The organism is Rhizobium sp. BK275 (assembly GCF_014193555.1).
Lineage (GTDB): Bacteria > Pseudomonadota > Alphaproteobacteria > Rhizobiales > Rhizobiaceae > Rhizobium.
In genome coordinates this window covers 296,652-316,648 of the sequence record NZ_JACHZL010000003.1, presented here as the reverse complement: position 1 = coordinate 316,648, position 19,997 = coordinate 296,652, and the positions used below count along the sequence as shown (strand labels likewise).

Sequence of the window (19,997 nt, the reverse complement as noted above, 5' to 3'; positions counted from 1 at the left end):
ACCGGAGTAACGCTCATGAAACTCAATGAAATCAAGGATAACGAAGGCTCTACCCACAGCCGTAAGCGTCTCGGCCGCGGTATCGGCTCGGGCTCCGGCAAGACCGGTGGTCGCGGTGTAAAGGGTCAGAAGTCCCGTTCGGGCGTCGCCATCAACGGCTTCGAAGGCGGTCAGATGCCCATCTATCGTCGCCTGCCGAAGCGCGGCTTCAACAACATCTTCGCAGCCGACTACGTCGTCGTATCGCTGGCACGCATCCAGGCTGCCGTCGATGCCGGCAAGCTCGACGCGAAGGCAACGGTTGATGCGGCTGCTCTCAAGGCCGCCGGCGTCATCCGCCGCGCCAAGGACGGCGTTCGCGTTCTCGCCGACGGCGAGCTCAAGGCCAAGATCACGCTCGAAGTTGCAGGCGCTTCCAAGTCTGCCGTCGAGAAGATCGAAAAGGCCGGCGGCAAGGTAACGCTTCTTTCTGCCGCAGCGGCAGAATAATAAACTCATGATATATCGCCCGGGGTGCTTCACACCGGGCGATTTTGCTCCCATATGTGAGCCTCACAAAAACCTGCTTGGACGCATCCGCGTCGGGACGGTAAGACTGAAAACGAGGGTGAGGCATAGGGTTGCGCCAGCGATCCGTCCGAAGCCCGGTTTTTAAAAGAAATTCATACTGATTCCGGTGCCGGCCGACTCGAGAGCGCCCGGAATTGGTAGCGCGGAGAAACGCATGGCTTCTGCAGCGGAACAACTGGCTTCAAACCTCAATTTTTCGACCTTCGCCAAAGCCGAGGATCTTAAGAAGCGCCTGTGGTTCACACTGGCAGCTCTCCTCGTCTACCGGCTGGGTACCCATATTCCGCTTCCAGGCCTCAATCCGCAGGCCTATGCCCAGGCCTTCCAGGGTCAAGCTGGCGGCATTCTCGGCCTCTTCAACATGTTCTCCGGCGGCGCCGTACAGCGCATGGCGATCTTCGCGCTCGGCATCATGCCCTACATCTCCGCTTCGATCATCGTGCAGCTCATGACTTCGGTCGTGCCGGCGCTCGAAAACCTGAAGAAGGAAGGCGAGCAGGGCCGCAAGATCATCAACCAGTACACCCGCTACGGCACGGTCATCCTCGGCGCGCTCCAGGCCTACGGCATTGCCGTTGGTCTCGAAAGCGGTAACGGCCTCGTCGTCGATCCGGGCTGGTTCTTCAAAATTTCGACCGTTCTAACGCTTCTCGGCGGCACGATGTTCCTGATGTGGCTCGGCGAGCAGATCACCTCGCGCGGTATCGGCAACGGTATTTCGCTGATCATCTTCGCAGGCATTGCGGCCGGTCTTCCGACAGCCCTTGCCGGTACGCTGGAACTCGGCCGTACCGGTGCGCTGTCGACGACGCTCATCCTCGCCGTCATCGTCGTTGCGATCGCCGTCATCGCCGTCATCGTCTTCGTCGAGCGCGCGCAGCGCCGCCTTCTGATCCAGTATCCGAAGCGTCAGGTCGGCAACCGCATGTTCCAGGGCGACACCTCGCACCTGCCGCTGAAGCTGAACACCTCGGGCGTTATCCCGGCAATCTTTGCATCCTCGCTGCTGCTTCTGCCGGCGACGCTCGCAGGCTTTGCCAGCACGACGGCGATGCCCGCCTGGGCGACCGCCGTCGTTGCAGCGCTTGGCCACGGCCAGCCGCTTTACATGGTGCTCTATGCGGCACTCATCGCCTTCTTTGCCTTTTTCTACACGGCCATCGTCTTCAATCCGAAGGACACTGCCGATAACCTGAAGAAGCATGGCGGCTTCATCCCCGGCATCCGCCCGGGCGATCGCACTGCCGAATATATCGACTACGTGCTGACCCGTATCACGGTGATCGGCGCTATCTATCTCGTATTCGTCTGTATCCTGCCTGAGATCCTGGTGTCGCAAACCGGCATTCCATTAGCCCTTGGTGGGACTTCGCTTTTGATCGTGGTTAGCGTAACTCTTGATACGGTGGCACAGATCCAGGGCCATTTGATCGCACAGCAGTACGAAGGCCTGATCAAGAAATCGAAGTTGCGTGGAGGAAAGAGGGGGCGATGAGACTTATACTTTTGGGGCCGCCGGGCGCGGGTAAGGGGACCCAGGCCCAGCGGATCGTGGAAAAGCATGGTATTCCGCAGCTTTCCACGGGTGACATGCTGCGCGCCGCCGTTCAGGCGGGTACTGAAGTCGGCAAGCGCGCCAAGGCTGTCATGGACGCCGGAAATCTGGTCTCGGACGAGATTGTCAATGCCATCGTCTCCGAACGAATCGATCAGCCCGATTGCGCTAACGGTTTCATCCTCGACGGTTTCCCGCGCACGCTGGTGCAGGCGGATGCTACTGAGGCGATGCTGAAGGCCAAGGGTCTTGATCTTTCGGTCGTCATCGAATTCCGTGTCGACGACAAGGAACTGGTCCGCCGCGTGGCAGGTCGCTACTCCTGTGCTGAGTGCGGCACGGTCTATCACGATACGGACAAGGTTCCAGACAAGGAAGGTGTCTGCGACAAGTGCGGTTCGACCCACTTCAAGCGCCGTCCCGATGACAATGCCGAGACCATGACCAAGCGCCTCGAGGTCTACTACAAGGAAACCTCGCCGCTGATCGGCTACTACTACGCCAAGGGCAAATTGAAGTCCGTGGATGGCATGGCCGAAATCGATCAGGTTACCGCCGAGATCGAAGGCATTCTTTCCAAGCTTTAAAGCTTTGAAAATAAACTTGGCGGGAACGGTTGCTTTTTTGCACTGATTCCGCTAAACCGCGCCAACTCGCGACATCCCCTGCGATCGGCGCGGATTTCCCGAAGGAAATCCGGGTTCGGTCGTTTTGTGATGTTGCGAACCCGAATTTGAACGAGCGGCCTTTTGGCTGCATAACGAAGCCCTATTGCCGGACGGCAACTGGAATGCAAGGAGAATAGGCGTGGCACGTATCGCTGGCGTCAACATCCCGACTGCAAAGCGCGTCGTCATCGCGCTGACCTACATTCACGGGATCGGACAGAAATTCGCGCAGGAAATCGTCGAGAAGGTCGGTATTCCGGCTGATCGCCGCGTTCATCAACTCACGGATGCTGAAGTCCTTCAGATCCGCGAAACCATCGACCGCGACTATCAGGTCGAAGGTGATCTTCGTCGCGAAACCTCGATGAACATCAAGCGCCTGATGGACCTCGGCTGCTACCGCGGCCTGCGTCATCGTCGCGGCCTTCCGGTCCGCGGTCAGCGCACGCACACCAATGCTCGTACCCGCAAGGGTCCGGCAAAGGCAATCGCTGGTAAGAAGAAGTAATTTCCGGGAAACCGGGATGGGGAGGCTGGCGGTCTGCGCCGGCCTCTTTTGAGTTTGGAGCGGGGTCATGTAGGCACCGTTCCGGTGTAGCCGCTGGGATTACGGCGGTGAAGAGATCAACGAAAGGAATACCATGGCTAAGGAAGCCGTCCGCGTTCGCCGTCGCGAACGCAAGAACATCTCGTCGGGTGTCGCTCACGTCAACTCGACTTTCAACAACACGATGATCACCATCACCGACGCGCAGGGCAATGCAATTGCCTGGTCGTCGGCTGGCGCCAAGGGCTTCAAGGGCTCGCGCAAGTCGACCCCGTTCGCTGCCCAGATCGCTGCTGAAGACTGCGCCAAGAAGGCCCAGGAACACGGCATGAAGTCGCTGGAAGTCGAAGTTTGCGGCCCGGGCTCGGGTCGTGAATCGGCTCTGCGCGCGCTCCAGGCTGCCGGTTTCATGATCACGTCCATCCGCGACGTGACCCCGATCCCGCACAATGGCTGCCGTCCGCGCAAGAAGCGCCGCGTCTGATCATCGCTATCGTCACCGGTGAGCGCCTCAGCGCTCCCGGTGGTTTTCAAGCTCGGTTGCCACGATTGGATGGTGGCAACGAACGGAAGGCAAAATTATGATTCAGAAGAACTGGCAGGAACTGATCAAGCCGAACAAGGTGGAGTTCTCTTCGAGCTCGCGCACCAAGGCGACTCTCGTTGCAGAGCCGCTTGAGCGCGGTTTCGGCCTCACGCTCGGCAACGCGCTGCGTCGCGTTCTGCTCTCCTCTCTGCGCGGTGCCGCTGTTACGGCCGTGCAGATCGACGGCGTGTTGCATGAATTCTCCTCGATCCCGGGCGTTCGCGAGGACGTTACAGACATCGTGCTCAACATCAAGGAAATCGCCATCAAGATGGATGGCGACGATGCCAAGCGCATGGTCGTGCGCAAGCAGGGTCCGGGTGTTGTAACCGCTGGCGACATCCAGACGGTTGGCGATATCGAAATCCTCAACCCCGAGCATGTCATCTGCACGCTCGACGAGGGTGCCGAAATCCGCATGGAGTTCACCGTCAACAACGGCAAGGGCTATGTCCCGGCCGAGCGCAATCGTGCGGAAGATGCTCCGATCGGTCTTATCCCGGTCGACAGCCTCTATTCACCGGTCAAGAAGGTGTCCTACAAGGTTGAAAATACCCGCGAAGGACAGGTTCTCGACTACGACAAGCTGACCATGACCATCGAAACCGATGGCTCAGTCTCCGGCGAAGATGCCGTCGCTTTCGCGGCTCGCATCCTGCAGGACCAGCTTGGCGTCTTCGTCAACTTCGACGAACCGCAGAAGGAAGCCGAAGAAGAAGCCGTCACCGAACTGGCCTTCAACCCGGCGCTCCTCAAGAAGGTGGACGAGCTCGAACTGTCCGTTCGTTCGGCAAATTGCCTGAAGAACGACAACATAGTCTACATCGGTGACCTCATTCAGAAGACCGAAGCAGAAATGCTCCGCACCCCGAACTTTGGTCGCAAGTCGCTGAATGAAATCAAGGAAGTTCTCGCTTCCATGGGCCTGCACCTCGGCATGGAAGTGCCGGCATGGCCGCCCGAGAACATCGAAGATCTCGCCAAGCGCTACGAAGATCAATATTAAGAACCAAAAAGGCAGGCTCTTCACGGCTGCCTTTCCCCGTCAAACAGCAGGCCTATCGCCTGCATGTGCCAGGAAACGGCAGGCCCGGTAACGAAGTAAGGGCACTGCATTAAAGGAGAATAGCAATGCGCCATGGTAAAGCCGGCCGCAAGCTGAATAGAACTGCAAGCCACCGCAAGGCGATGTTCGCCAACATGGCGGCTTCGCTCATCACCCACGAGCAGATCGTAACGACCCTTCCGAAGGCCAAGGAAATCCGTCCGATTGTCGAAAAGCTCGTCACCCTCGGCAAGCGCGGCGACCTGCACGCTCGTCGTCAGGCGATCTCGCAGATCAAGGACGCCGCTGTCGTTTCGAAGCTCTTCGACACGATCGCTTCGCGTTACGCAACCCGCAACGGCGGCTACCTGCGTATCATGAAGGCGGGCTTCCGCCAGGGCGACAACGCCGCTCTCGCCGTCATCGAATTCGTTGACCGCGACGCCTATGCAAAGGGCGCAGCCGACAAGGCTCGCGTCGCTGCCGAAGAGCAGTCTGTCGCTGCCTGAGATTTTCCGGTTTCGGAAAAGCAGAAAAGCCGGGCCTTGCGCCCGGCTTTTTCGTAGGCAATAGAAGGCTGGCAGACCGTTTTCGCTCAGGTAGACTGAAGCGATCGATCGTCGCCGGCCTGTCACCGAGGACGGCTTGATGACATTGCGCACGCCGCAACGATCCTGGCCATGCCATGGCGGCGTCTCATTCCAGAACATCGAACGGTATAGCCTGCGGAAGTAACCGGGCGCTCCGAATCTAAAAACCAGCAGTCTCTCGCACCTCGATTGCCCCCATCCGAGCGAGCGAGTCCCGCTCTGCGATCTCCATTGCCTCCGCAAGGTTCTTCGCTTCAATGAGCAGGAAGCCGCCCAGATGCTCCTTAGTCTCTGCGAACGGCCCGTCGCTCCAACTGACCTTGCCGGCGCGAACGCGCAGTGTCTTTGCAGTCTTTGGGTCAGCAAGCGCGTTGGAGGCGAGATAGTGGCCTGATCGTTTGAGTTCTTCATTGGAAGCGAGAGACTCCCGGTCAATCTCGGCCCATTCCTCCTTGCTGGCGGCATCAGCAAGAGTTTGATCGATGTAGAAGAGACAGAGGTAGCGCATTAGGTTCTCCATGGTGCTGTCGATATTAGTCGCTTTTGGAGGCCACGATTCGACAAAGACCGAAAAAGAATCCTGCCACAACAGAGTCGCTTGGACTTCCGGCTCGCCTCTCCCGGACAGCGCAGCGGCAGCTACCATTGCCGCTATGACGCCGATTATCTGTGCGTCAAGATCGCCGAAATTGGTGCTGACATCGTCATCCCGGCGAAACGCAACCGCAAGCTCCAGCGCTCTTACGACGCCGTCTTCTACAGGGAGCGCAACCGTATCGAACGCTTGTTCAGCAAGCTCAAACAGTTCAGACGCGTCGCAACCCGATACGACAAGCTGCTCGCAAACTTCATGGGCTTCGTCAAAAAGCCCTGACCTCCGCCCCGTCAATCCTCGAGATGCACGAGAATACGCAAGCACGGCTTAAATTCCGTCACCTACCGTAAGGATGGGCGGCTTTGATCCCAGCCTCTGATCGTCTGGACAGGGAGGAAACCATTCTGCGATTTTCCCGGTTGAGATTTCCGGGGACACCAACCCGACGTCACGTAGCAGGCGAGCGTCAAACCGCGAAAGTTTGCTCAAGCTTCGGCGGTACCTTCGCTGATGCTTCAGCAGTACCCAAACCGCTTGCAAGGTGCGCACGACACTGAGGTGCTGCGACTGTAGTTGGACTTGTTCGGAGTGCTCAATGGAAACCATGGTTGGCTCTTCTTCTTCGACTAGCTCACCCTTAGTCGAAGGCGACAGGCCGAAATCGACACGCCGGTTTCAGGAACTTGACCCGCGTAGGCGACAAGACGGGTGAGCGGACCATGAGGCATCGTTTGATGCGTGACACGATCTTGAGGGAATAGAGCCGGCCGATCTGCAGGATTTTGCTAAGGTGCCTCCCGCAACGGCATTGCCTCCCCGACGCGACGCTGCCCTTCAATGCCTTGCTGAAGGTTGCAGACCGCGCTACTGGGACGAGCAGCTGCGGACCCACATATAGACGAGCCCTGCTCGCATTCGGCGGTGCATCTACCGGTTTGCTGGTTCGCTGCCTGTTTTTGCATTCATTCCGGCACGTGGATCTTGTATTTGATGTGCTTGAGGTTCGCGACGATCGTGAAGGTCATGATCACCAGCAGGCACCACGAACTCCATTTGCCGATATGCACGGTCGACCACGCGCCGATCTGGTTCGGATAGCGCCACACGCCGAAGAAGGTGCTGATGTTTTCCGCAAGCCAGATGAAGAAGCCGATCAGGATGAAGGCGAGAAGCAGGGGCATCTTGCGGTCCTGATCATAGGGCCTGAAAATGACGGTGGTGCGCGCATAAAGACCGAGCGTGCAGGCGGCGATGTACCAACGGTAGTCGCCGATATAGTGATGGGTGAAGAAGTTGGCGTAGATCGCCAATGCCATGAGCCCGGCCATCCAGTAGGGCGGATGATGTCTCACGCGCAGATCAAAAAGGCGCCAAGCCTGAATGACGTAGCTGCCGACAGCCGCATACATGAAGCCGGAAAAAAGCGGGACGCCAAACAGTTTGGTATAGGCGAAATCCGGATAGCTCCACGATTGGATGCTGCCTGAGGTCTTGAAGACCTCCAGTGCAAAACCAATCAGATGAAAGACAGAGATCGCCTTCAATTCGTCGATGGTTTCGAGCTTTGCCCAGACCATCCAAGCCTGAATCGCAAGAGCGATAATCAGCAGCAGATCATAACGCGGAATACCGATGATGCCTGCATGCGGGACCAGGAAGACCGACAGAAAAAACAGGCCTGCGAAGAGGCAGGCTCGGGCCTCCTTGACGGCAAAATAGAAGAATTCGACGATGAAGCGTTCGATGCCATTGCGTTGAAGATCGGCCGGCCGGTCGATCAGATGCTTGTCCAAAAGAGGAAGTAATTCCGGGAGTGCGGCGACTTTTGGCATATGCTGGCGAGCAACCTCTGTTTTGAAACAGTGCGAACCTACCGAGTGACGGCGACAGCTTGATATCTTGATGATTGGAAATTAGGCAGCGGAACTCGGTTAGAATTGTGGTTGCCTTTTTGAATTCACACAAGATTATTCGGCGCATCCATGCCCAGCGCCTCGCGGCCCTGCTGCTCATCATCATTTCCGGTTTGACACTCCGGCGATTCGGTTATGCGGCCGATCTTCCCTTCTTCATCGTCAAATACGGCGGCTCACTGCTCTGGGGATCGATGGTTTATGTCCTGCTTGCATTTATCATCGCAGGCCTCTTTGGGAGCATTCGCCCCGCAGGAATTGCTCTTATGGCGCTATGCGTTGCGATAAGCGTCGAGTTGTTCCGGCTCCATCACACGCCCTGGCTCGATGCGTTTCGATCGACGACCGCCGGCGCCTTGCTGCTTGGGAGAGTCTTCTCGCTCTGGAATATCGTCGCCTATTCTATCGGGATAGCTGCGGCCTATGCGCTTGATCCCGCACGCAGGCGATTGTCTTCCGAGCCGTAACGCGGATCTCTATGACGCTGATGATGCTACGGTTCGTCCGCGTGCCCGTCCTTGACCCATCTTTCGGCTCCGCCCGATGGGCTTGTAGGAGCGGTAGAGGATCAGCGCGATGATCAGCCCGACATAGATATATTGCTCGAGGTCCAGGATCTTCGTCGACAGAGCAAAGTGCAGTGCTGCCGATGCGGCAACGATGTAGACGAGGCGATGGAGCCAGATCCAGTTCTTGCCCAGCCTGCGGATCGAGAAATTATTGGATGTGAGCGCGAGTGGAACGAGCATCGCCAGTGCACCCATGCCGAACATGATGAAGGGTCGCTTCACGACGTCATCGATGACGGCAGCGACGTCCAGCGCCTGATCGAGCACCATGTAGACGGTGAAATGCATCAGAGCATAGTAAAACGTCAGAAGGCCGAGTGCGCGGCGATAGCGCAGGTAATTCCAGCCGAGAAGATCGCGGGCAGGGGTAACCGCAAGCGTCAGGATCAGGAAGCGGATGGTCCAGATGCCGAGGAAGAGCTCGAAGGTCTTCACCGGATCGGCGCCGAGCTGGTCCGTTGCGCCGAGATAGAAGTTCCAGGCTGCGGGCAGGAGCCCCACACCATAGAGCAGCCAGACGGATGCCGGCTGCAAGCGCTTCGGAATGGCGAGCGAAAACGCTGCCATCAGAAGTTCACCCGGAGATCCATGCCGTCGTAGAGACTGGCGACTTCGTCGGCATAGCCGTTGAAGGGCAGGGTGGGATGGCGGCTGGCGCCGAAGAAGCCGCTTTCGCCGATGCGCCGCTCCGTCGCCTGGCTCCAGCGCGGATGATCGACGGCCGGATTGACGTTGGCATAGAAGCCGTATTCCTGCGGGTTTGTCACCTGCCAGGTATTCTTCGGCTGCTGGTCGGTCAGCGTGATGCGCACGATCGACTTGATGCCCTTGAAACCGTATTTCCAGGGGACAACGAGACGCACCGGTGCGCCATTCTGGTTCGGCAGCGTTTCGCCATAGAGCCCGACGGCAAGCAGTGTCAGCGGGTGCCGGGCTTCGTCCATGCGCAGACCCTCCACATAGGGCCAGTCGAGCGACTGGAAGAAGCCGGCCTGACCGGGCATCTCCTCCGGCCGCACAACGGTCTCGAAGGCAACATATTTGGCGCTGCCCTGCGGTTCCACCTTGTCGAGAAGCGAAGCAAGCGGAAAGCCGCTCCACGGAATGACCATCGACCAGGCCTCAACGCAACGCATGCGGTAGACGCGTTCCTCGATGGGGAATTCCTTCATCAGCGCTTCGATATCGAAGGTGCCGGGCTTATTGACGAGGCCGTCGACCTTTATCGTCCAGGGCAGCGGCTTGAACTTGCCGGAAAGGGCTGCAGGATCGCCCTTGTCGAGGCCGAATTCGTAGAAGTTGTTGTAGGTGGTCACGTCCTTGATCGGCGTCAGCTTGTCATCGACCGTGTACTTGCTCTTGACGGTCGTAAGCGCCGCAGCGCTCGCCTTGCCAGCGCCGTAGAGCGCCATGGCGCTGAGTGTCGCGGCGCCAAGAAATTCCCGGCGCTTCATATAAACCTCGCGCGGCGTGATCTCGGAAGAAGGGACCTTGGGCGGACGATAGGTTGGCATGTCGAATTCCTCTTGGGCGGGGCAGCCCGCGTGAATCTTAAACGCAAATTACGCGCTTTGGATCAGTGTGTATGCCTTGAATCCTAGCGACGAAAAGCCAATTTTTTGTGTTCGTCCGTGATGGAATAGGCCGTAACAAAAGAGAGCTTGCGTCCGTATATACCCGATGGTGCTACCCGTACCGCTTTGGGCGTTCCCGGTAGTGACAGCTAGGGTCGATTGGATTAGGACAATTCCAAAAAGCAGCGACTGCCCGGCCTCCGCAAATCCTTTTGCCGCCCCGCATCGCCAGACAATTCCTGGATATTGAGGAAGACACCGATGCCAGCTTATCGTTCCAGAACCACGACCCACGGCCGCAACATGGCGGGCGCGCGCGGCCTTTGGCGCGCCACGGGCATGAAGGATTCGGATTTCGGCAAGCCGATCATCGCCGTGGTGAATTCCTTCACCCAGTTCGTGCCCGGCCACGTCCACCTCAAGGATCTCGGCCAGCTGGTCGCCCGCGAAATCGAAGCGGCCGGCGGCGTTGCCAAGGAGTTCAACACGATCGCCGTCGACGACGGTATCGCCATGGGCCACGACGGCATGCTCTATTCGCTGCCCTCGCGCGAACTGATCGCCGACAGCGTCGAATACATGGTCAACGCCCACTGTGCCGACGCCATGGTCTGCATCTCCAACTGCGACAAGATCACTCCCGGCATGCTGATGGCGTCGCTCCGCCTCAACATACCCACTATTTTCGTTTCCGGCGGCCCGATGGAAGCCGGCAAGGTCGTCCTGCATGGCAAGACGCATGCGCTCGACCTCGTCGATGCCATGGTCGCTGCTGCCGATGACAAGATCTCCGACGAAGACGTCAAGGTCATCGAGCGCTCTGCCTGTCCGACCTGCGGTTCATGCTCCGGCATGTTTACCGCAAACTCCATGAACTGCCTGACGGAAGCGCTCGGTCTGTCGCTGCCCGGCAACGGCTCGACGCTTGCCACCCATGCCGACCGCAAGCGCCTCTTCGTCGAAGCCGGCCACCTGATCGTCGATCTCGCTCGCCGCTATTACGAGCAGGAGGATGAGAAGACCCTGCCGCGCACGATCGCCTCGAAACAGGCTTTCGAGAATGCCATGGCGCTCGATATCGCCATGGGCGGCTCGACCAATACGGTTCTGCACATTCTGGCGGCTGCCCATGAAGGCGAGGTGGATTTCACCATGGCCGACATCGATGCGCTGTCGCGCCGCGTTCCCTGCCTTTCGAAGGTCGCTCCGGCCAAGTCCGACGTGCATATGGAAGACGTTCATCGCGCCGGCGGCATCATGTCGATCCTCGGCGAGCTCGATAAGGGCGGCCTCCTCAATCGCGACTGCCCGACGGTTCATGCCGAAACGCTGGGTGACGCGATCGATCGTTGGGATATCACCCGCACCAACAGTGAGACGGTTCGCAAGTTCTATCGCGCGGCTCCCGGCGGCATCCCGACCCAGGTTGCCTTCAGCCAGGAAGCCCGCTGGGATGAACTCGATACCGACCGCGTCGGCGGCGTCATTCGCTCCGTCGAGCATCCCTTCTCCAAGGATGGTGGTCTGGCCGTCCTCAAGGGCAATCTGGCGCTCGACGGCTGCATCGTGAAGACGGCCAGCGTCGATGAGTCGATCCTGAAATTCTCCGGTCCTGCCAAGGTCTTTGAAAGCCAGGACGCGGCCGTCAAGGGCATCCTCGGCAATGAAGTCGTTGCCGGCGATGTCGTCGTCATCCGTTATGAAGGCCCGAAGGGCGGCCCTGGCATGCAGGAAATGCTCTATCCGACGAGCTATCTGAAGTCGAAAGGCCTCGGCAAGGCTTGTGCGCTCATCACTGACGGCCGCTTCTCGGGTGGCACCTCCGGTCTCTCGATTGGCCATGCCTCGCCGGAAGCTGCCAACGGCGGCACGATCGGTCTCGTGCGCCAGGGCGACATGATCGACATCGATATTCCGAACCGTACGATCAGCCTGCGTGTCAGCGATGCGGAGCTTGCTGCCCGCCGCGCCGAGCAGGATCAGAAGGGCTGGCATCCGGCCGAGCCGCGCAAGCGCAACGTCTCGACTGCGCTCAAGGCCTATGCGGCTTTCGCAACAAGTGCCGACCGTGGCGCCGTACGCGATCTGAACGCCCGCTAAGACGTATAGTATTTCAAACCTACGACCCGCTGACTAAGAGTCAGCGGGTCGTGGCGTTTTCAGAGATGCCGCGTTTCGGTCGGCACATTCCACCAGCTATTGTTCCTGCCGTCGAAATATTGCACCGGCGCTTCCGCAAGCTCGGCGGGATCGAGATCGTCAAGGCAGGCGAGATTAATCGAGACATAGGCGCCGCCGACTGCCTCGACATAGCCGTCGCCGTAAGCCGCCACCCCGCAGTTGGCGCAGAAGCGGTGATGGCCGGAGAAGGTGCCGAACTGGTAATCGCTGATGCCGGTCTCCTCGCACAGAAGACGGAAATCCTCGGGCTTGATGTTGGCGCCCCAGTAGCGGCGCTTCCAGCAGATTGAGCAGTTGCACTTTCCCGTCCCGGCCTGAATGTCGATATCGGCCTCGTAGCGGATACGGCCGCAATGGCAGCTTCCGTGATAGGTCTTCTTCATGCGCTCCTCCTTGCGTGTTGCTGCACCATATGACAACATATTGTCATTATCAATGAATGACAATATGTTGTCAAGATGATGAGAAAACGTATGCCTGACGGCGATGCTTTTGCCGCCCTCTCTATCGCGGTGATCCGCCTTTCCTCCCACTTGCAGGCTGAAGGCGATGCGCTTGCCAGACCTGCCGGGCAGACCAGTGCGCGCTGGCAGGTGCTTGCTGCGGCCGACCACGCGCCTATGTCGGTTGCCGATGCAGCGCGTGCGCTCGGTCTTGCGCGCCAAGGCGTACAGCGGATCGCCGATCTTCTTGAAGGCGAGGGGCTGATTGCCTACCGCGCCAACCCGGTCCACCAGCGCGCCAAGCTGATGGAGCTGACCGAGGCGGGAAAGAAAGCGCTTGCAGATATCTCCGCCCGCCAGGCAGTATGGGCAAACGAACACGGTGCCACCTATGGCGAAGAACGGCTGCGCCAGGCCGCCAGCCTCATCAACGAGATGATTGCCGATTTCCAGGGCCGGGGAGATCAGGACTGAACGTCCTCAGAGCGGACGATTGATGTGCTTGTAGGTCTCACCGAGCTGCTTCAACCGTTCCTGATAGGCAGCACCAATGCAGGCGGCATCTGCGCCACAGGCCTGCCGCTTCTTCAGCCACGCGGTCTGCTCGTCCTGCAGCGTACCGCGCGCACCCATGGCGAGCAGGCCGGACAACAGCTCGAAGGTCGTCACCATCTTCACATCGGCATCGTTGAGTGGTCGGTTCTCGCAGATCACCTTCTCATCCGGCTGCAGCTCCTTTGCATCGCAGTTGAAGCTCGCCGCCTGCGCGCCATTCGGTGCAAGAGCGAATAACGTGGCGCAGATGGCGGCGGATAGGATGGCGGTCTTCATAATCTCTCCAGCTGTAAGGGCACTCTGTTTCGGCCTCACGGCAAAGATGATGCAGCTCCGTTTTATGGCAAGGATCAAACCCGCCGGGCCGCTTTCAAGATGATGTCCCTGCCCGGTGACTACGTCCTGCTTTTGAGCTTAGATATCAGTAACCTGCTTGATTTTGCTGATTCAAATTCCCAAATCCGCGATGCCTTTGTCTTCCATGCTTCCGCCCTCTTTCCTTTCTAGCGTCGGGCGCTACAACATTTTTCGTGAGAGCATTTCAAAAGGATTCCCATGCAAGGCCTGTTCAAGCACGCCTCCGTTTCGCTTCTGGCACTGACGCTCCTGCTGCCCGCCTACGCTCAGGCGCAGACCAAGACCGTGCCGGAAAGTCAGATGCAGATGCAGCTTTCTTTCGCACCTCTGGTCAAGCAGACCTCGGGCGCTGTCGTGAACGTCTATGCTGAAAAGACCATTCAGCGGCAGTCGCCCTTTGCCGGCGATCCCTTTTTCGAGCAGTTCTTCGGCCAGCAGATGCCAAACCGCTCCGAAAAGCAGTCTTCGCTCGGCTCCGGCGTCATCGTCGAGGCGAACGGCACCGTCGTGACCAATAATCATGTCGTCGAGGGTGCAGATGATATCAAGGTGGCGCTGTCGGACGGTCGCGAGTTCCCCTGCAAGGTGGTTCTGCGCGACGACCGCGTCGATCTCGCCGTGCTGAAGATCGACAGCAAGGCGGATTTCCCGGCACTGCCGATCGGCAATTCCGATGCGGTGGAAGTGGGCGATCTCGTGCTGGCAATCGGCAATCCCTTCGGCGTCGGCCAGACCGTCACCAGCGGCATCGTTTCGGCACTTGCCCGCAATCAGGTGGTCAAGAACGAATTCGGCTTCTTCATCCAGACGGATGCCTCGATCAATCCCGGCAATTCCGGCGGCGCGCTGATGAACATGAAGGGCGAGCTGATCGGCATCAACACGGCGATCTTCTCGCGCGGCGGCGGGTCTAACGGTATCGGCTTCGCCATTCCTGCCAATCTCGTCAAGGTCTTCCTCACCTCGGCCGATTCCGGGGTCAAATCCTTCGAGCGGCCCTATATCGGCGCGAGTTTCGATCCGGTGACCTCTGAGGTCGCCGATGCACTCGGCCTCGACAAGGCGCGCGGTGCGCTGATCGCCAAGGTCACGGCGGATAGCCCGGCAGCCAAGGCCGGCCTTAAGGCGGGCGAGGTGATCACTGCCGTCGACGGCGTCTCCGTTGAACATCCAGATGCGCTTCTTTATCGATTGACGACGGCTGGCCTCGGCAAGTCGGTCAACCTGACGGTCATGGAGAACGGGCGCGAGCAGCAGGTAACGCTTGCCCTTGCCCGCGCGCCGGAAACCCAGCCTCGCGATCAGCGCACGATCGGCGGACGCACGCCCTTTACCGGTGCGGTCGTGGAAAACCTTTCGCCGCGTGTCGCAGATGAGCTGAGGATGCCGCTCGATTCGACGGGTGTGGTTATCTCCGATGTTGAGGGCGGGTCTCCCGCTTCCCGCCTCGGCTTCGAGCCGAAGGATATCATCGTTTCCATCAATGGGGCCGAAGTGAAAAGCAGCCGCGACCTGGAGGCGATCGCCGATTCCGATCCCAGCCTCTGGCGGGTCGAGATCGAGCGCGATGGTCAGCGTATCAGGCAGTTCTTCCGATGAGTGATGATCTCTTCGCGCCGCGAGTTCCGGAAGAGGTCGCCAGCCGGCGGCCGCTTGCCGATCGCCTGCGGCCGAAGACGCTCGGTGAAGTCACCGGCCAGGAGCATCTGACCGGTGAAGACGGCGTTCTGCGCCGCATGATCGAGAGCGGCTCTCTCGGCTCCATGATCTTCTGGGGGCCACCGGGTACCGGCAAGACGACGGTTGCGCGGCTGTTATCGGGCGAGGCGGGGCTGGCATTCGAACAGATCTCGGCGATCTTCTCCGGCGTTGCCGACCTGAAGAAAGTCTTCGAGGCGGCCCGCATGCGCCGCATGGACGGTCGCCAGACGCTGCTCTTCGTCGATGAGATCCATCGCTTCAACCGCGCCCAGCAGGACAGTTTCCTGCCGGTCATGGAGGATGGCACTGTCATCCTCGTCGGCGCGACGACGGAAAACCCGTCATTCGAGCTCAACGCCGCCCTTCTGTCGCGCGCCCGCGTGCTGACCTTCAAGTCGCATGATGAAGAGAGCTTGGAGGAATTGCTGAAACGCGCCGAGACGGTCGAGGGAAGGCCACTGCCGCTGACCGAGGACGCACGCGCCAGCCTGATCCGCATGGCCGACGGCGACGGCCGCGCGGTGCTGACGCTGGCTGAAGAAGTCTGGCGCGCCACCCGCGAGGGCGAGACCTTTGATACCGAAGGCCTGACGCGCATCGTCCAACGCCGAGCTCCGGTCTATGACAAGGCGCAGGACGGCCACTACAATTTGATTTCGGCGCTTCACAAGTCCGTACGCGGCTCCGATCCCGATGCCGCCCTCTATTATCTCGCCCGTATGTTCGATGCTGGCGAGGATCCGCTCTATCTCGGCCGGCGGCTGGTGCGTATGGCGGTGGAGGATATCGGGCTTGCCGATCCGCAGGCGCTGGTGATCTGCAACGCCGCCAAGGATGCCTATGACTATCTGGGCTCACCGGAAGGCGAACTGGCCTTAGCGGAAGCCTGCGTTTATCTCGCAACCGCACCGAAATCGAACGCGGTCTATACCGCCTTCAAAGCGGCGACCATGGCCGCGAAGCAGAACGGTTCGCTCCTGCCGCCGAAGCATATCCTGAACGCGCCGACAAAGCTGATGAAGGGCGAGGGATATGGCGAAGGCTACCGCTACGATCACGACGAGCCGGATGCCTTCTCGGGCCAGGATTATTTCCCGGAAAAAATGGGCCGCCAAACCTTCTACGATCCGCCCGAACGCGGTTTCGAACGCGAGATCCGCAAGCGGTTGGACTGGTGGGCAAAACTTCGTAAGGAGCGCAATCCGCGCTGAAATCGGGCAGCGCTGATATCAGGCGCGCTTCTGTGTGGCTGGAGCGGTGATCAGCTTGACGGAAGAATCCGCCAGCCCGTGATGGCCTTCCATATCGACGACGATATGCCAGTGGCCGCTTTCGGGAATGGCGAGCTTGACCGGCGACTTGCGCGCGACGCCGCCGATATATTTGAAATCGAGCACTTCGGTGAACCGCTGGAAATTGGGAGCCGTCATCAGCCGCACATTGTTCACGGCGCTCAGCGACACCTCGACGATCGTTCCGGCGCGCTGTTCCTTGATATCATAATGGGTGAAGCGGAAGTTCGGTTTCGGCATTGGTCTCGCGGCATATGTAGTCTCTGCATGCGGGACTTTATCAGGACGGCAGTTAAGGAAAAGTTGGAAATCTCCGCCGTGTTGCCGCTCCTGCTGTGCCAAAACGGCAGGAACGGCACAGTATTCAGTGGATATTGCCGGTGCTGCGCGCAAGAGGTGCAAAATCGAGCACCGCGCCCGTTGCCGCACGGCAGATCTCATCTGGATTGTGGTTGCACTCTTCCGCTGCGAAATGGAGGGCCGCAGCTTCATTGACGAAGAGACCGCCGACGAGCCCCTCGCGATCCTGGACGATCCAGCGGCCACCCTTGTCGCGGCCGACGGTGAAGCGGGCCGGACGGGCGGCGACGGGAGCCGAAATCTGTCGGCGTTGGTGTACATTTGCCATTGTCGTCATCCTCGATCCGGCTCTTACTGGGAAATAAGGTGGAGGCTCACCTGCACGAGCCCGGCAAAGGCCATGACGGCGCCGAGCCGGAGTGCGACGGCCACAAGACCGGCAAAGAGCGGATGGGAAGGATCAACCGCAGCCGCATGGGGGCTTGCGCCACGTTGCAGCGGGTCAGTCTTGGTACAGGTATCAGTTAGGCGTGACATCGTTTGTCCTTTCGAAGTCTAACTCAACCGCCGTTTGAGTGTCGCGGCGGTGTCACGCTGATCAAGATAGATGCCGGCGGATAGGGTTTCCATTTGGCGCCGAAAGCGAAAATATTAAAATCTCATAGGGATAGCGCCATGCGCGCGACGCTGCCGCCGATGAAGGGGGCAAGCGACTTGGCGATCGCAAAGCAGCTGCCGGACTCAATCGGCACAAGCGGAAGGCGAAGATCCGAAGGCGTGCCGCGCAATATCTGCAGCGCATATTTCAGCCTTGCAGGATCGTCCTCGGGGCCGAGTGCGGCCACAACCGGCAGCAGCCTGTCGCTGAGCGCGAATGCCGCCGAGATATGGCTTCCATAAGCGGCCTTCTGCAGTGACGTGACGAGCTGGGGAAGGATATTTGCGGCCGCGGACACGATACCGTCGCCGCCCGAGAGATGGAAGGAAAGGGCGGTGGCGTCATGACCGGACAGGAATCGGAAGCGTTGCCGCAGCGCCGGCGGCAGGTTGGCGAAGCGGGCGATATCACCGGTCGAATCGACGATCGCGACGACCGCTTCGAACGCGGCAAGCCGCTCCAGCGTTTCCATGGTCAGATCGCTCGCCGTCCGCGCCGGCGCATTCTCGATGAGAACAGGCAGATCGGTTGCTGCGGCAATACGCTCGAAATGACGGACGATACCCTTCTGCCCCGGCTTGGAGTAATAAGGCGCAGTCACCAGCACGGCGCGGGCGCCGCACTCTTTCGCGTCCCGTATCAGAGCGATCGTGCTTTCGGTGCAATTGGTTCCGGCCGCGGCGATCACCGGGATACGGTCCGCCGCGGTCCGGATGCAGATGTCGAGCACCATGCGGCGTTCCTGAGGCGAAAGGGTCGGCCCTTCGCCCGCCGCGGTGCAGATCGCGAGTCCATCGACGCCGCTCAGCACCTGCCATTCAACAAGGTCCTCCAATGCTGCGCCGTCGACCTCACCGTCTCGGAACGGCGTGACGAGCGCGGTGATCGCGCCGCCTGGGCGCAGTTTTCCCGTATTGTTCATGATGGGCTCTCAGAGCGAGCTCAGGACCACATAGAGTTCGACGCAGGCGAGCACGATGCCGAACACCATCAGCGCCTGGGCCGTGCGCTTTTCGCGCATCTGCCTCTTGCCGCGCGTGATCCGGTGCGGGCGAAGCGGCTGGTATTGGGGGGACATGACATCTCGCATGGTGGTAACCTTTGTTGTTGTGTCAAAGGCTACTGCCACGTCCGATAGGAAATCCATTCGGGGTGGAGAGCGAAGATATAGGAATAGCATAAAGAGGCGGCTGTCAGCCGCCGCGCTGGTTTTCCTTGTCGAGCTGCGTGACGAGCGCCAGTATCACCTCGGAAACGGGCGTCGGCACTTTGGCCGTGCGCCCGAGCGCGACAACCATGCCGACGAGCGGCACGATTTCCAGCGCTTTGCCGGCCAGCAAGTCCTGCAACATCGAGGTGCGCACCGGGCCGATATGGCGTGACTGCTCAAGTCTCTCCTCAATGGTGATGCTGAATGTTGCACCAAGGGCGCTGCCGACAGCACGCACTTCGTTCATGATTTTACCGACCATGTCGAAAAGCGCAGGATCGGCCATGATATCGGTCATCAAGGCTCGCGTCAGCGCGCTGATCGGGTTGAAGGCTGCATTGCCCGTCAGCTTGTTCCAGATCTCGTCACGAATGCGCGGCGTGGTCGAGACAGTGAGGCCGGCCCTGGTGAAGAGACCGGCGACGGTTTCGAGATCGGCCGACATGTCGCCGGAGGGTTCGCCGAGCACGAAGCGGCCATTGTTGGAAAGGCGGATTTCGCCGGGATTGACGACTTCCGCACCCTGCATCGCCACACAGCCGATCACCCGCTCCGGGCCGATCAGGCGCCACAGCTTGCCGCCGGGATCGAGCTCATCGAATTGCAGCTCGGCATGGCCGCTTTGCATATCACGATGGAAATACCACCAGGGAATGCCGTTCAGCACCATGACGACCCGTGTATCGTCCTTCAGTAACGCGGCCATGCCTTCCGCCGCCGGGCCGAGCTGATGCCCCTTCAGTCCGGTGATGATGAGGTCCTGCGGCGGCAGCGTCGCGGGATCGTCCGTTGCCGTGATCCGCACATTGATCGGCCCATCGGCACCGGCTTCATGCAGGGAGAGGCCATCCTTGCGGATCGCCTCCAGATGCGCGCCGCGCGCGACGACCGAGACGGTCGCGTGATCGCCAAGCCGGCTTGCAAGCTTGACGGCGATCGCGCCTCCGAGGGCGCCGGCTCCGTAGATACAGATGGATGTGCTCGCCATGCCCTGCCTCTTCCTATTCGTGATGACGCGGTAGACATAGGCCATCGAAGCGCCGGGGCGAATGAAAATCTTGACCTGTTGAACGCTCTTCACGCTGAAA

24 protein-coding genes and 1 pseudogene are annotated in these 19,997 nt (G+C 59.7%); 13 read left to right on the top strand and 12 right to left on the bottom strand.

What is annotated here, in order from left to right:
• Positions 1-15 precede the first annotated feature (15 nt).
• From rplO to rplQ, 7 genes are all read left to right on the top strand, one after another.
• Positions 16-489 (top strand): 50S ribosomal protein L15, encoded by a 474-nt coding sequence (gene rplO, locus FHT82_RS11465; protein WP_112572293.1) that lies wholly within the window; start codon positions 16-18, stop codon positions 487-489.
• Positions 490-724: 235 nt separating this feature from the next.
• Positions 725-2,065, top strand: a complete 1,341-nt coding sequence (secY, locus tag FHT82_RS11460) for a preprotein translocase subunit SecY (protein ID WP_183730045.1) — start codon at positions 725-727, stop codon at positions 2,063-2,065.
• Positions 2,062-2,712: an adenylate kinase gene (locus tag FHT82_RS11455; protein ID WP_183730043.1), complete on the top strand. Its 651-nt coding sequence runs from the start codon at positions 2,062-2,064 to the stop codon at positions 2,710-2,712. Before secY ends, FHT82_RS11455 begins: the two co-directional genes overlap by 4 nt.
• Before the next feature lie 220 nt (positions 2,713-2,932).
• A complete protein-coding gene (gene rpsM / locus FHT82_RS11450) occupies positions 2,933-3,301 on the top strand; it encodes a 30S ribosomal protein S13 (protein ID WP_113297881.1) in 369 nt (122 codons plus the stop codon).
• A gap of 133 nt (positions 3,302-3,434) precedes the next feature.
• Positions 3,435-3,824, top strand: a complete 390-nt coding sequence (gene rpsK, locus FHT82_RS11445; protein WP_003547577.1) for a 30S ribosomal protein S11 — start codon at positions 3,435-3,437, stop codon at positions 3,822-3,824.
• A 97-nt stretch (positions 3,825-3,921) separates the two neighbouring features.
• Positions 3,922-4,932, top strand: a complete 1,011-nt coding sequence (locus FHT82_RS11440) for a DNA-directed RNA polymerase subunit alpha (protein ID WP_018115507.1) — start codon at positions 3,922-3,924, stop codon at positions 4,930-4,932.
• 125 nt (positions 4,933-5,057) lie between these two features.
• The gene (gene rplQ, locus FHT82_RS11435) at positions 5,058-5,480 is read left to right on the top strand and encodes a 50S ribosomal protein L17 (RefSeq protein WP_183730040.1); all 423 of its coding nucleotides are present in this window, start codon (positions 5,058-5,060) and stop codon (positions 5,478-5,480) included.
• Positions 5,481-5,721: 241 nt separating this feature from the next.
• Here rplQ and FHT82_RS11430 read toward each other — a convergent pair whose 3' ends face one another.
• The gene (locus FHT82_RS11430; protein WP_183730037.1) at positions 5,722-6,069 is read right to left on the bottom strand and encodes a YciI family protein; all 348 of its coding nucleotides are present in this window, start codon (positions 6,067-6,069) and stop codon (positions 5,722-5,724) included.
• Between the two features lie 144 nt (positions 6,070-6,213).
• On the opposite strand from FHT82_RS11430, the pseudogene FHT82_RS11425 reads away from it, so the two are divergent.
• Positions 6,214-6,435, top strand: a pseudogene (locus FHT82_RS11425) (transposase); the annotation flags it as partial.
• Between the two features lie 683 nt (positions 6,436-7,118).
• On the opposite strand, the gene FHT82_RS11415 reads toward FHT82_RS11425, so the two are convergent.
• Positions 7,119-7,988, bottom strand: coding sequence for a DUF817 domain-containing protein (locus FHT82_RS11415; RefSeq protein ID WP_183730031.1), 870 nt, complete (start codon positions 7,986-7,988; stop codon positions 7,119-7,121).
• A gap of 107 nt (positions 7,989-8,095) precedes the next feature.
• On the opposite strand from FHT82_RS11415, the gene FHT82_RS11410 reads away from it, so the two are divergent.
• A complete protein-coding gene (locus FHT82_RS11410) occupies positions 8,096-8,536 on the top strand; it encodes a DUF2809 domain-containing protein (RefSeq protein ID WP_348647595.1) in 441 nt (146 codons plus the stop codon).
• 9 nt (positions 8,537-8,545) lie between these two features.
• Here FHT82_RS11410 and msrQ read toward each other — a convergent pair whose 3' ends face one another.
• A complete protein-coding gene (gene msrQ, locus FHT82_RS11405; RefSeq protein WP_183730028.1) occupies positions 8,546-9,205 on the bottom strand; it encodes a protein-methionine-sulfoxide reductase heme-binding subunit MsrQ in 660 nt (219 codons plus the stop codon).
• The gene (gene msrP, locus FHT82_RS11400; protein ID WP_183730025.1) at positions 9,205-10,152 is read right to left on the bottom strand and encodes a protein-methionine-sulfoxide reductase catalytic subunit MsrP; all 948 of its coding nucleotides are present in this window, start codon (positions 10,150-10,152) and stop codon (positions 9,205-9,207) included. The genes msrQ and msrP overlap by 1 nt, the downstream gene beginning before the upstream one ends.
• Before the next feature lie 321 nt (positions 10,153-10,473).
• Between msrP and ilvD the strand changes: the two genes are divergently transcribed.
• The gene (ilvD, locus tag FHT82_RS11395; protein WP_183730022.1) at positions 10,474-12,312 is read left to right on the top strand and encodes a dihydroxy-acid dehydratase; all 1,839 of its coding nucleotides are present in this window, start codon (positions 10,474-10,476) and stop codon (positions 12,310-12,312) included.
• Positions 12,313-12,371: 59 nt separating this feature from the next.
• Here ilvD and FHT82_RS11390 read toward each other — a convergent pair whose 3' ends face one another.
• Entirely contained in the window at positions 12,372-12,776 is a 405-nt protein-coding gene (locus tag FHT82_RS11390) for a GFA family protein (RefSeq protein ID WP_183730019.1), read from the bottom strand.
• A 90-nt stretch (positions 12,777-12,866) separates the two neighbouring features.
• On the opposite strand from FHT82_RS11390, the gene FHT82_RS11385 reads away from it, so the two are divergent.
• Positions 12,867-13,310, top strand: a complete 444-nt coding sequence (locus FHT82_RS11385) for a MarR family winged helix-turn-helix transcriptional regulator (protein ID WP_246698111.1) — start codon at positions 12,867-12,869, stop codon at positions 13,308-13,310.
• 6 nt (positions 13,311-13,316) lie between these two features.
• On the opposite strand, the gene FHT82_RS11380 is transcribed toward FHT82_RS11385, so the two are convergent.
• A complete protein-coding gene (locus FHT82_RS11380) occupies positions 13,317-13,667 on the bottom strand; it encodes a hypothetical protein (protein WP_183730015.1) in 351 nt (116 codons plus the stop codon).
• Between the two features lie 279 nt (positions 13,668-13,946).
• On the opposite strand from FHT82_RS11380, the gene FHT82_RS11375 reads away from it, so the two are divergent.
• Positions 13,947-15,347, top strand: a complete 1,401-nt coding sequence (locus FHT82_RS11375) for a DegQ family serine endoprotease (RefSeq protein ID WP_183730012.1) — start codon at positions 13,947-13,949, stop codon at positions 15,345-15,347.
• Positions 15,344-16,660, top strand: a complete 1,317-nt coding sequence (locus FHT82_RS11370; RefSeq protein WP_183730009.1) for a replication-associated recombination protein A — start codon at positions 15,344-15,346, stop codon at positions 16,658-16,660. Before FHT82_RS11375 ends, FHT82_RS11370 begins: the two co-directional genes overlap by 4 nt.
• Before the next feature lie 18 nt (positions 16,661-16,678).
• On the opposite strand, the gene FHT82_RS11365 is transcribed toward FHT82_RS11370, so the two are convergent.
• The 6 genes from FHT82_RS11365 to FHT82_RS11340 all read right to left on the bottom strand — a co-directional run bounded on the left by FHT82_RS11365 (position 16,679) and on the right by FHT82_RS11340 (position 19,897).
• Entirely contained in the window at positions 16,679-16,981 is a 303-nt protein-coding gene (locus FHT82_RS11365; RefSeq protein WP_183730006.1) for a DUF1883 domain-containing protein, read from the bottom strand.
• Positions 16,982-17,105: 124 nt separating this feature from the next.
• Positions 17,106-17,369 carry a hypothetical protein gene (locus FHT82_RS11360; RefSeq protein ID WP_183730003.1) on the bottom strand — a complete coding sequence of 88 codons (264 nt, stop codon included), beginning with the start codon at positions 17,367-17,369 and terminating at the stop codon, positions 17,106-17,108.
• A 23-nt stretch (positions 17,370-17,392) separates the two neighbouring features.
• Positions 17,393-17,578: a hypothetical protein gene (locus tag FHT82_RS11355; RefSeq protein ID WP_183730000.1), complete on the bottom strand. Its 186-nt coding sequence runs from the start codon at positions 17,576-17,578 to the stop codon at positions 17,393-17,395.
• A 122-nt stretch (positions 17,579-17,700) separates the two neighbouring features.
• A complete protein-coding gene (gene dapA, locus FHT82_RS11350) occupies positions 17,701-18,621 on the bottom strand; it encodes a 4-hydroxy-tetrahydrodipicolinate synthase (RefSeq protein ID WP_183729997.1) in 921 nt (306 codons plus the stop codon).
• A 9-nt stretch (positions 18,622-18,630) separates the two neighbouring features.
• Positions 18,631-18,777: a hypothetical protein gene (locus tag FHT82_RS11345; RefSeq protein ID WP_183729994.1), complete on the bottom strand. Its 147-nt coding sequence runs from the start codon at positions 18,775-18,777 to the stop codon at positions 18,631-18,633.
• A gap of 115 nt (positions 18,778-18,892) precedes the next feature.
• Positions 18,893-19,897: a 2-dehydropantoate 2-reductase gene (locus FHT82_RS11340; protein ID WP_183729991.1), complete on the bottom strand. Its 1,005-nt coding sequence runs from the start codon at positions 19,895-19,897 to the stop codon at positions 18,893-18,895.
• Between the last annotated feature and the right edge of the window lie 100 nt (positions 19,898-19,997).

What these genes read in the sequence shown, in the direction of transcription:
- secY (WP_183730045.1), top strand. Translation starts at nt 725, where the DNA reads ATGGCTTCTGCAGCGGAACAACTGGCTTCAAACCTCAATTTTTCGACC.
- FHT82_RS11375 (WP_183730012.1), top strand. Translation starts at nt 13,947, where the DNA reads ATGCAAGGCCTGTTCAAGCACGCCTCCGTTTCGCTTCTGGCACTGACG.
- FHT82_RS11360 (WP_183730003.1), bottom strand. Translation starts at nt 17,369, where the DNA reads ATGGCAAATGTACACCAACGCCGACAGATTTCGGCTCCCGTCGCCGCC.
- FHT82_RS11415 (WP_183730031.1), bottom strand. Translation starts at nt 7,988, where the DNA reads ATGCCAAAAGTCGCCGCACTCCCGGAATTACTTCCTCTTTTGGACAAG.
- FHT82_RS11440 (WP_018115507.1), top strand. Translation starts at nt 3,922, where the DNA reads ATGATTCAGAAGAACTGGCAGGAACTGATCAAGCCGAACAAGGTGGAG.
- FHT82_RS11455 (WP_183730043.1), top strand. Translation starts at nt 2,062, where the DNA reads ATGAGACTTATACTTTTGGGGCCGCCGGGCGCGGGTAAGGGGACCCAG.
- FHT82_RS11370 (WP_183730009.1), top strand. Translation starts at nt 15,344, where the DNA reads ATGAGTGATGATCTCTTCGCGCCGCGAGTTCCGGAAGAGGTCGCCAGC.
- FHT82_RS11390 (WP_183730019.1), bottom strand. Translation starts at nt 12,776, where the DNA reads ATGAAGAAGACCTATCACGGAAGCTGCCATTGCGGCCGTATCCGCTAC.
- FHT82_RS11340 (WP_183729991.1), bottom strand. Translation starts at nt 19,897, where the DNA reads ATGGCGAGCACATCCATCTGTATCTACGGAGCCGGCGCCCTCGGAGGC.
- rplQ (WP_183730040.1), top strand. Translation starts at nt 5,058, where the DNA reads ATGCGCCATGGTAAAGCCGGCCGCAAGCTGAATAGAACTGCAAGCCAC.
- FHT82_RS11365 (WP_183730006.1), bottom strand. Translation starts at nt 16,981, where the DNA reads ATGCCGAAACCGAACTTCCGCTTCACCCATTATGATATCAAGGAACAG.
- FHT82_RS11385 (WP_246698111.1), top strand. Translation starts at nt 12,867, where the DNA reads ATGCCTGACGGCGATGCTTTTGCCGCCCTCTCTATCGCGGTGATCCGC.
- FHT82_RS11430 (WP_183730037.1), bottom strand. Translation starts at nt 6,069, where the DNA reads ATGCGCTACCTCTGTCTCTTCTACATCGATCAAACTCTTGCTGATGCC.
- msrP (WP_183730025.1), bottom strand. Translation starts at nt 10,152, where the DNA reads ATGCCAACCTATCGTCCGCCCAAGGTCCCTTCTTCCGAGATCACGCCG.
- FHT82_RS11345 (WP_183729994.1), bottom strand. Translation starts at nt 18,777, where the DNA reads ATGTCCCCCCAATACCAGCCGCTTCGCCCGCACCGGATCACGCGCGGC.
- FHT82_RS11355 (WP_183730000.1), bottom strand. Translation starts at nt 17,578, where the DNA reads ATGTCACGCCTAACTGATACCTGTACCAAGACTGACCCGCTGCAACGT.
- dapA (WP_183729997.1), bottom strand. Translation starts at nt 18,621, where the DNA reads ATGAACAATACGGGAAAACTGCGCCCAGGCGGCGCGATCACCGCGCTC.
- rpsK (WP_003547577.1), top strand. Translation starts at nt 3,435, where the DNA reads ATGGCTAAGGAAGCCGTCCGCGTTCGCCGTCGCGAACGCAAGAACATC.
- msrQ (WP_183730028.1), bottom strand. Translation starts at nt 9,205, where the DNA reads ATGGCAGCGTTTTCGCTCGCCATTCCGAAGCGCTTGCAGCCGGCATCC.
- FHT82_RS11380 (WP_183730015.1), bottom strand. Translation starts at nt 13,667, where the DNA reads ATGAAGACCGCCATCCTATCCGCCGCCATCTGCGCCACGTTATTCGCT.
- ilvD (WP_183730022.1), top strand. Translation starts at nt 10,474, where the DNA reads ATGCCAGCTTATCGTTCCAGAACCACGACCCACGGCCGCAACATGGCG.
- rplO (WP_112572293.1), top strand. Translation starts at nt 16, where the DNA reads ATGAAACTCAATGAAATCAAGGATAACGAAGGCTCTACCCACAGCCGT.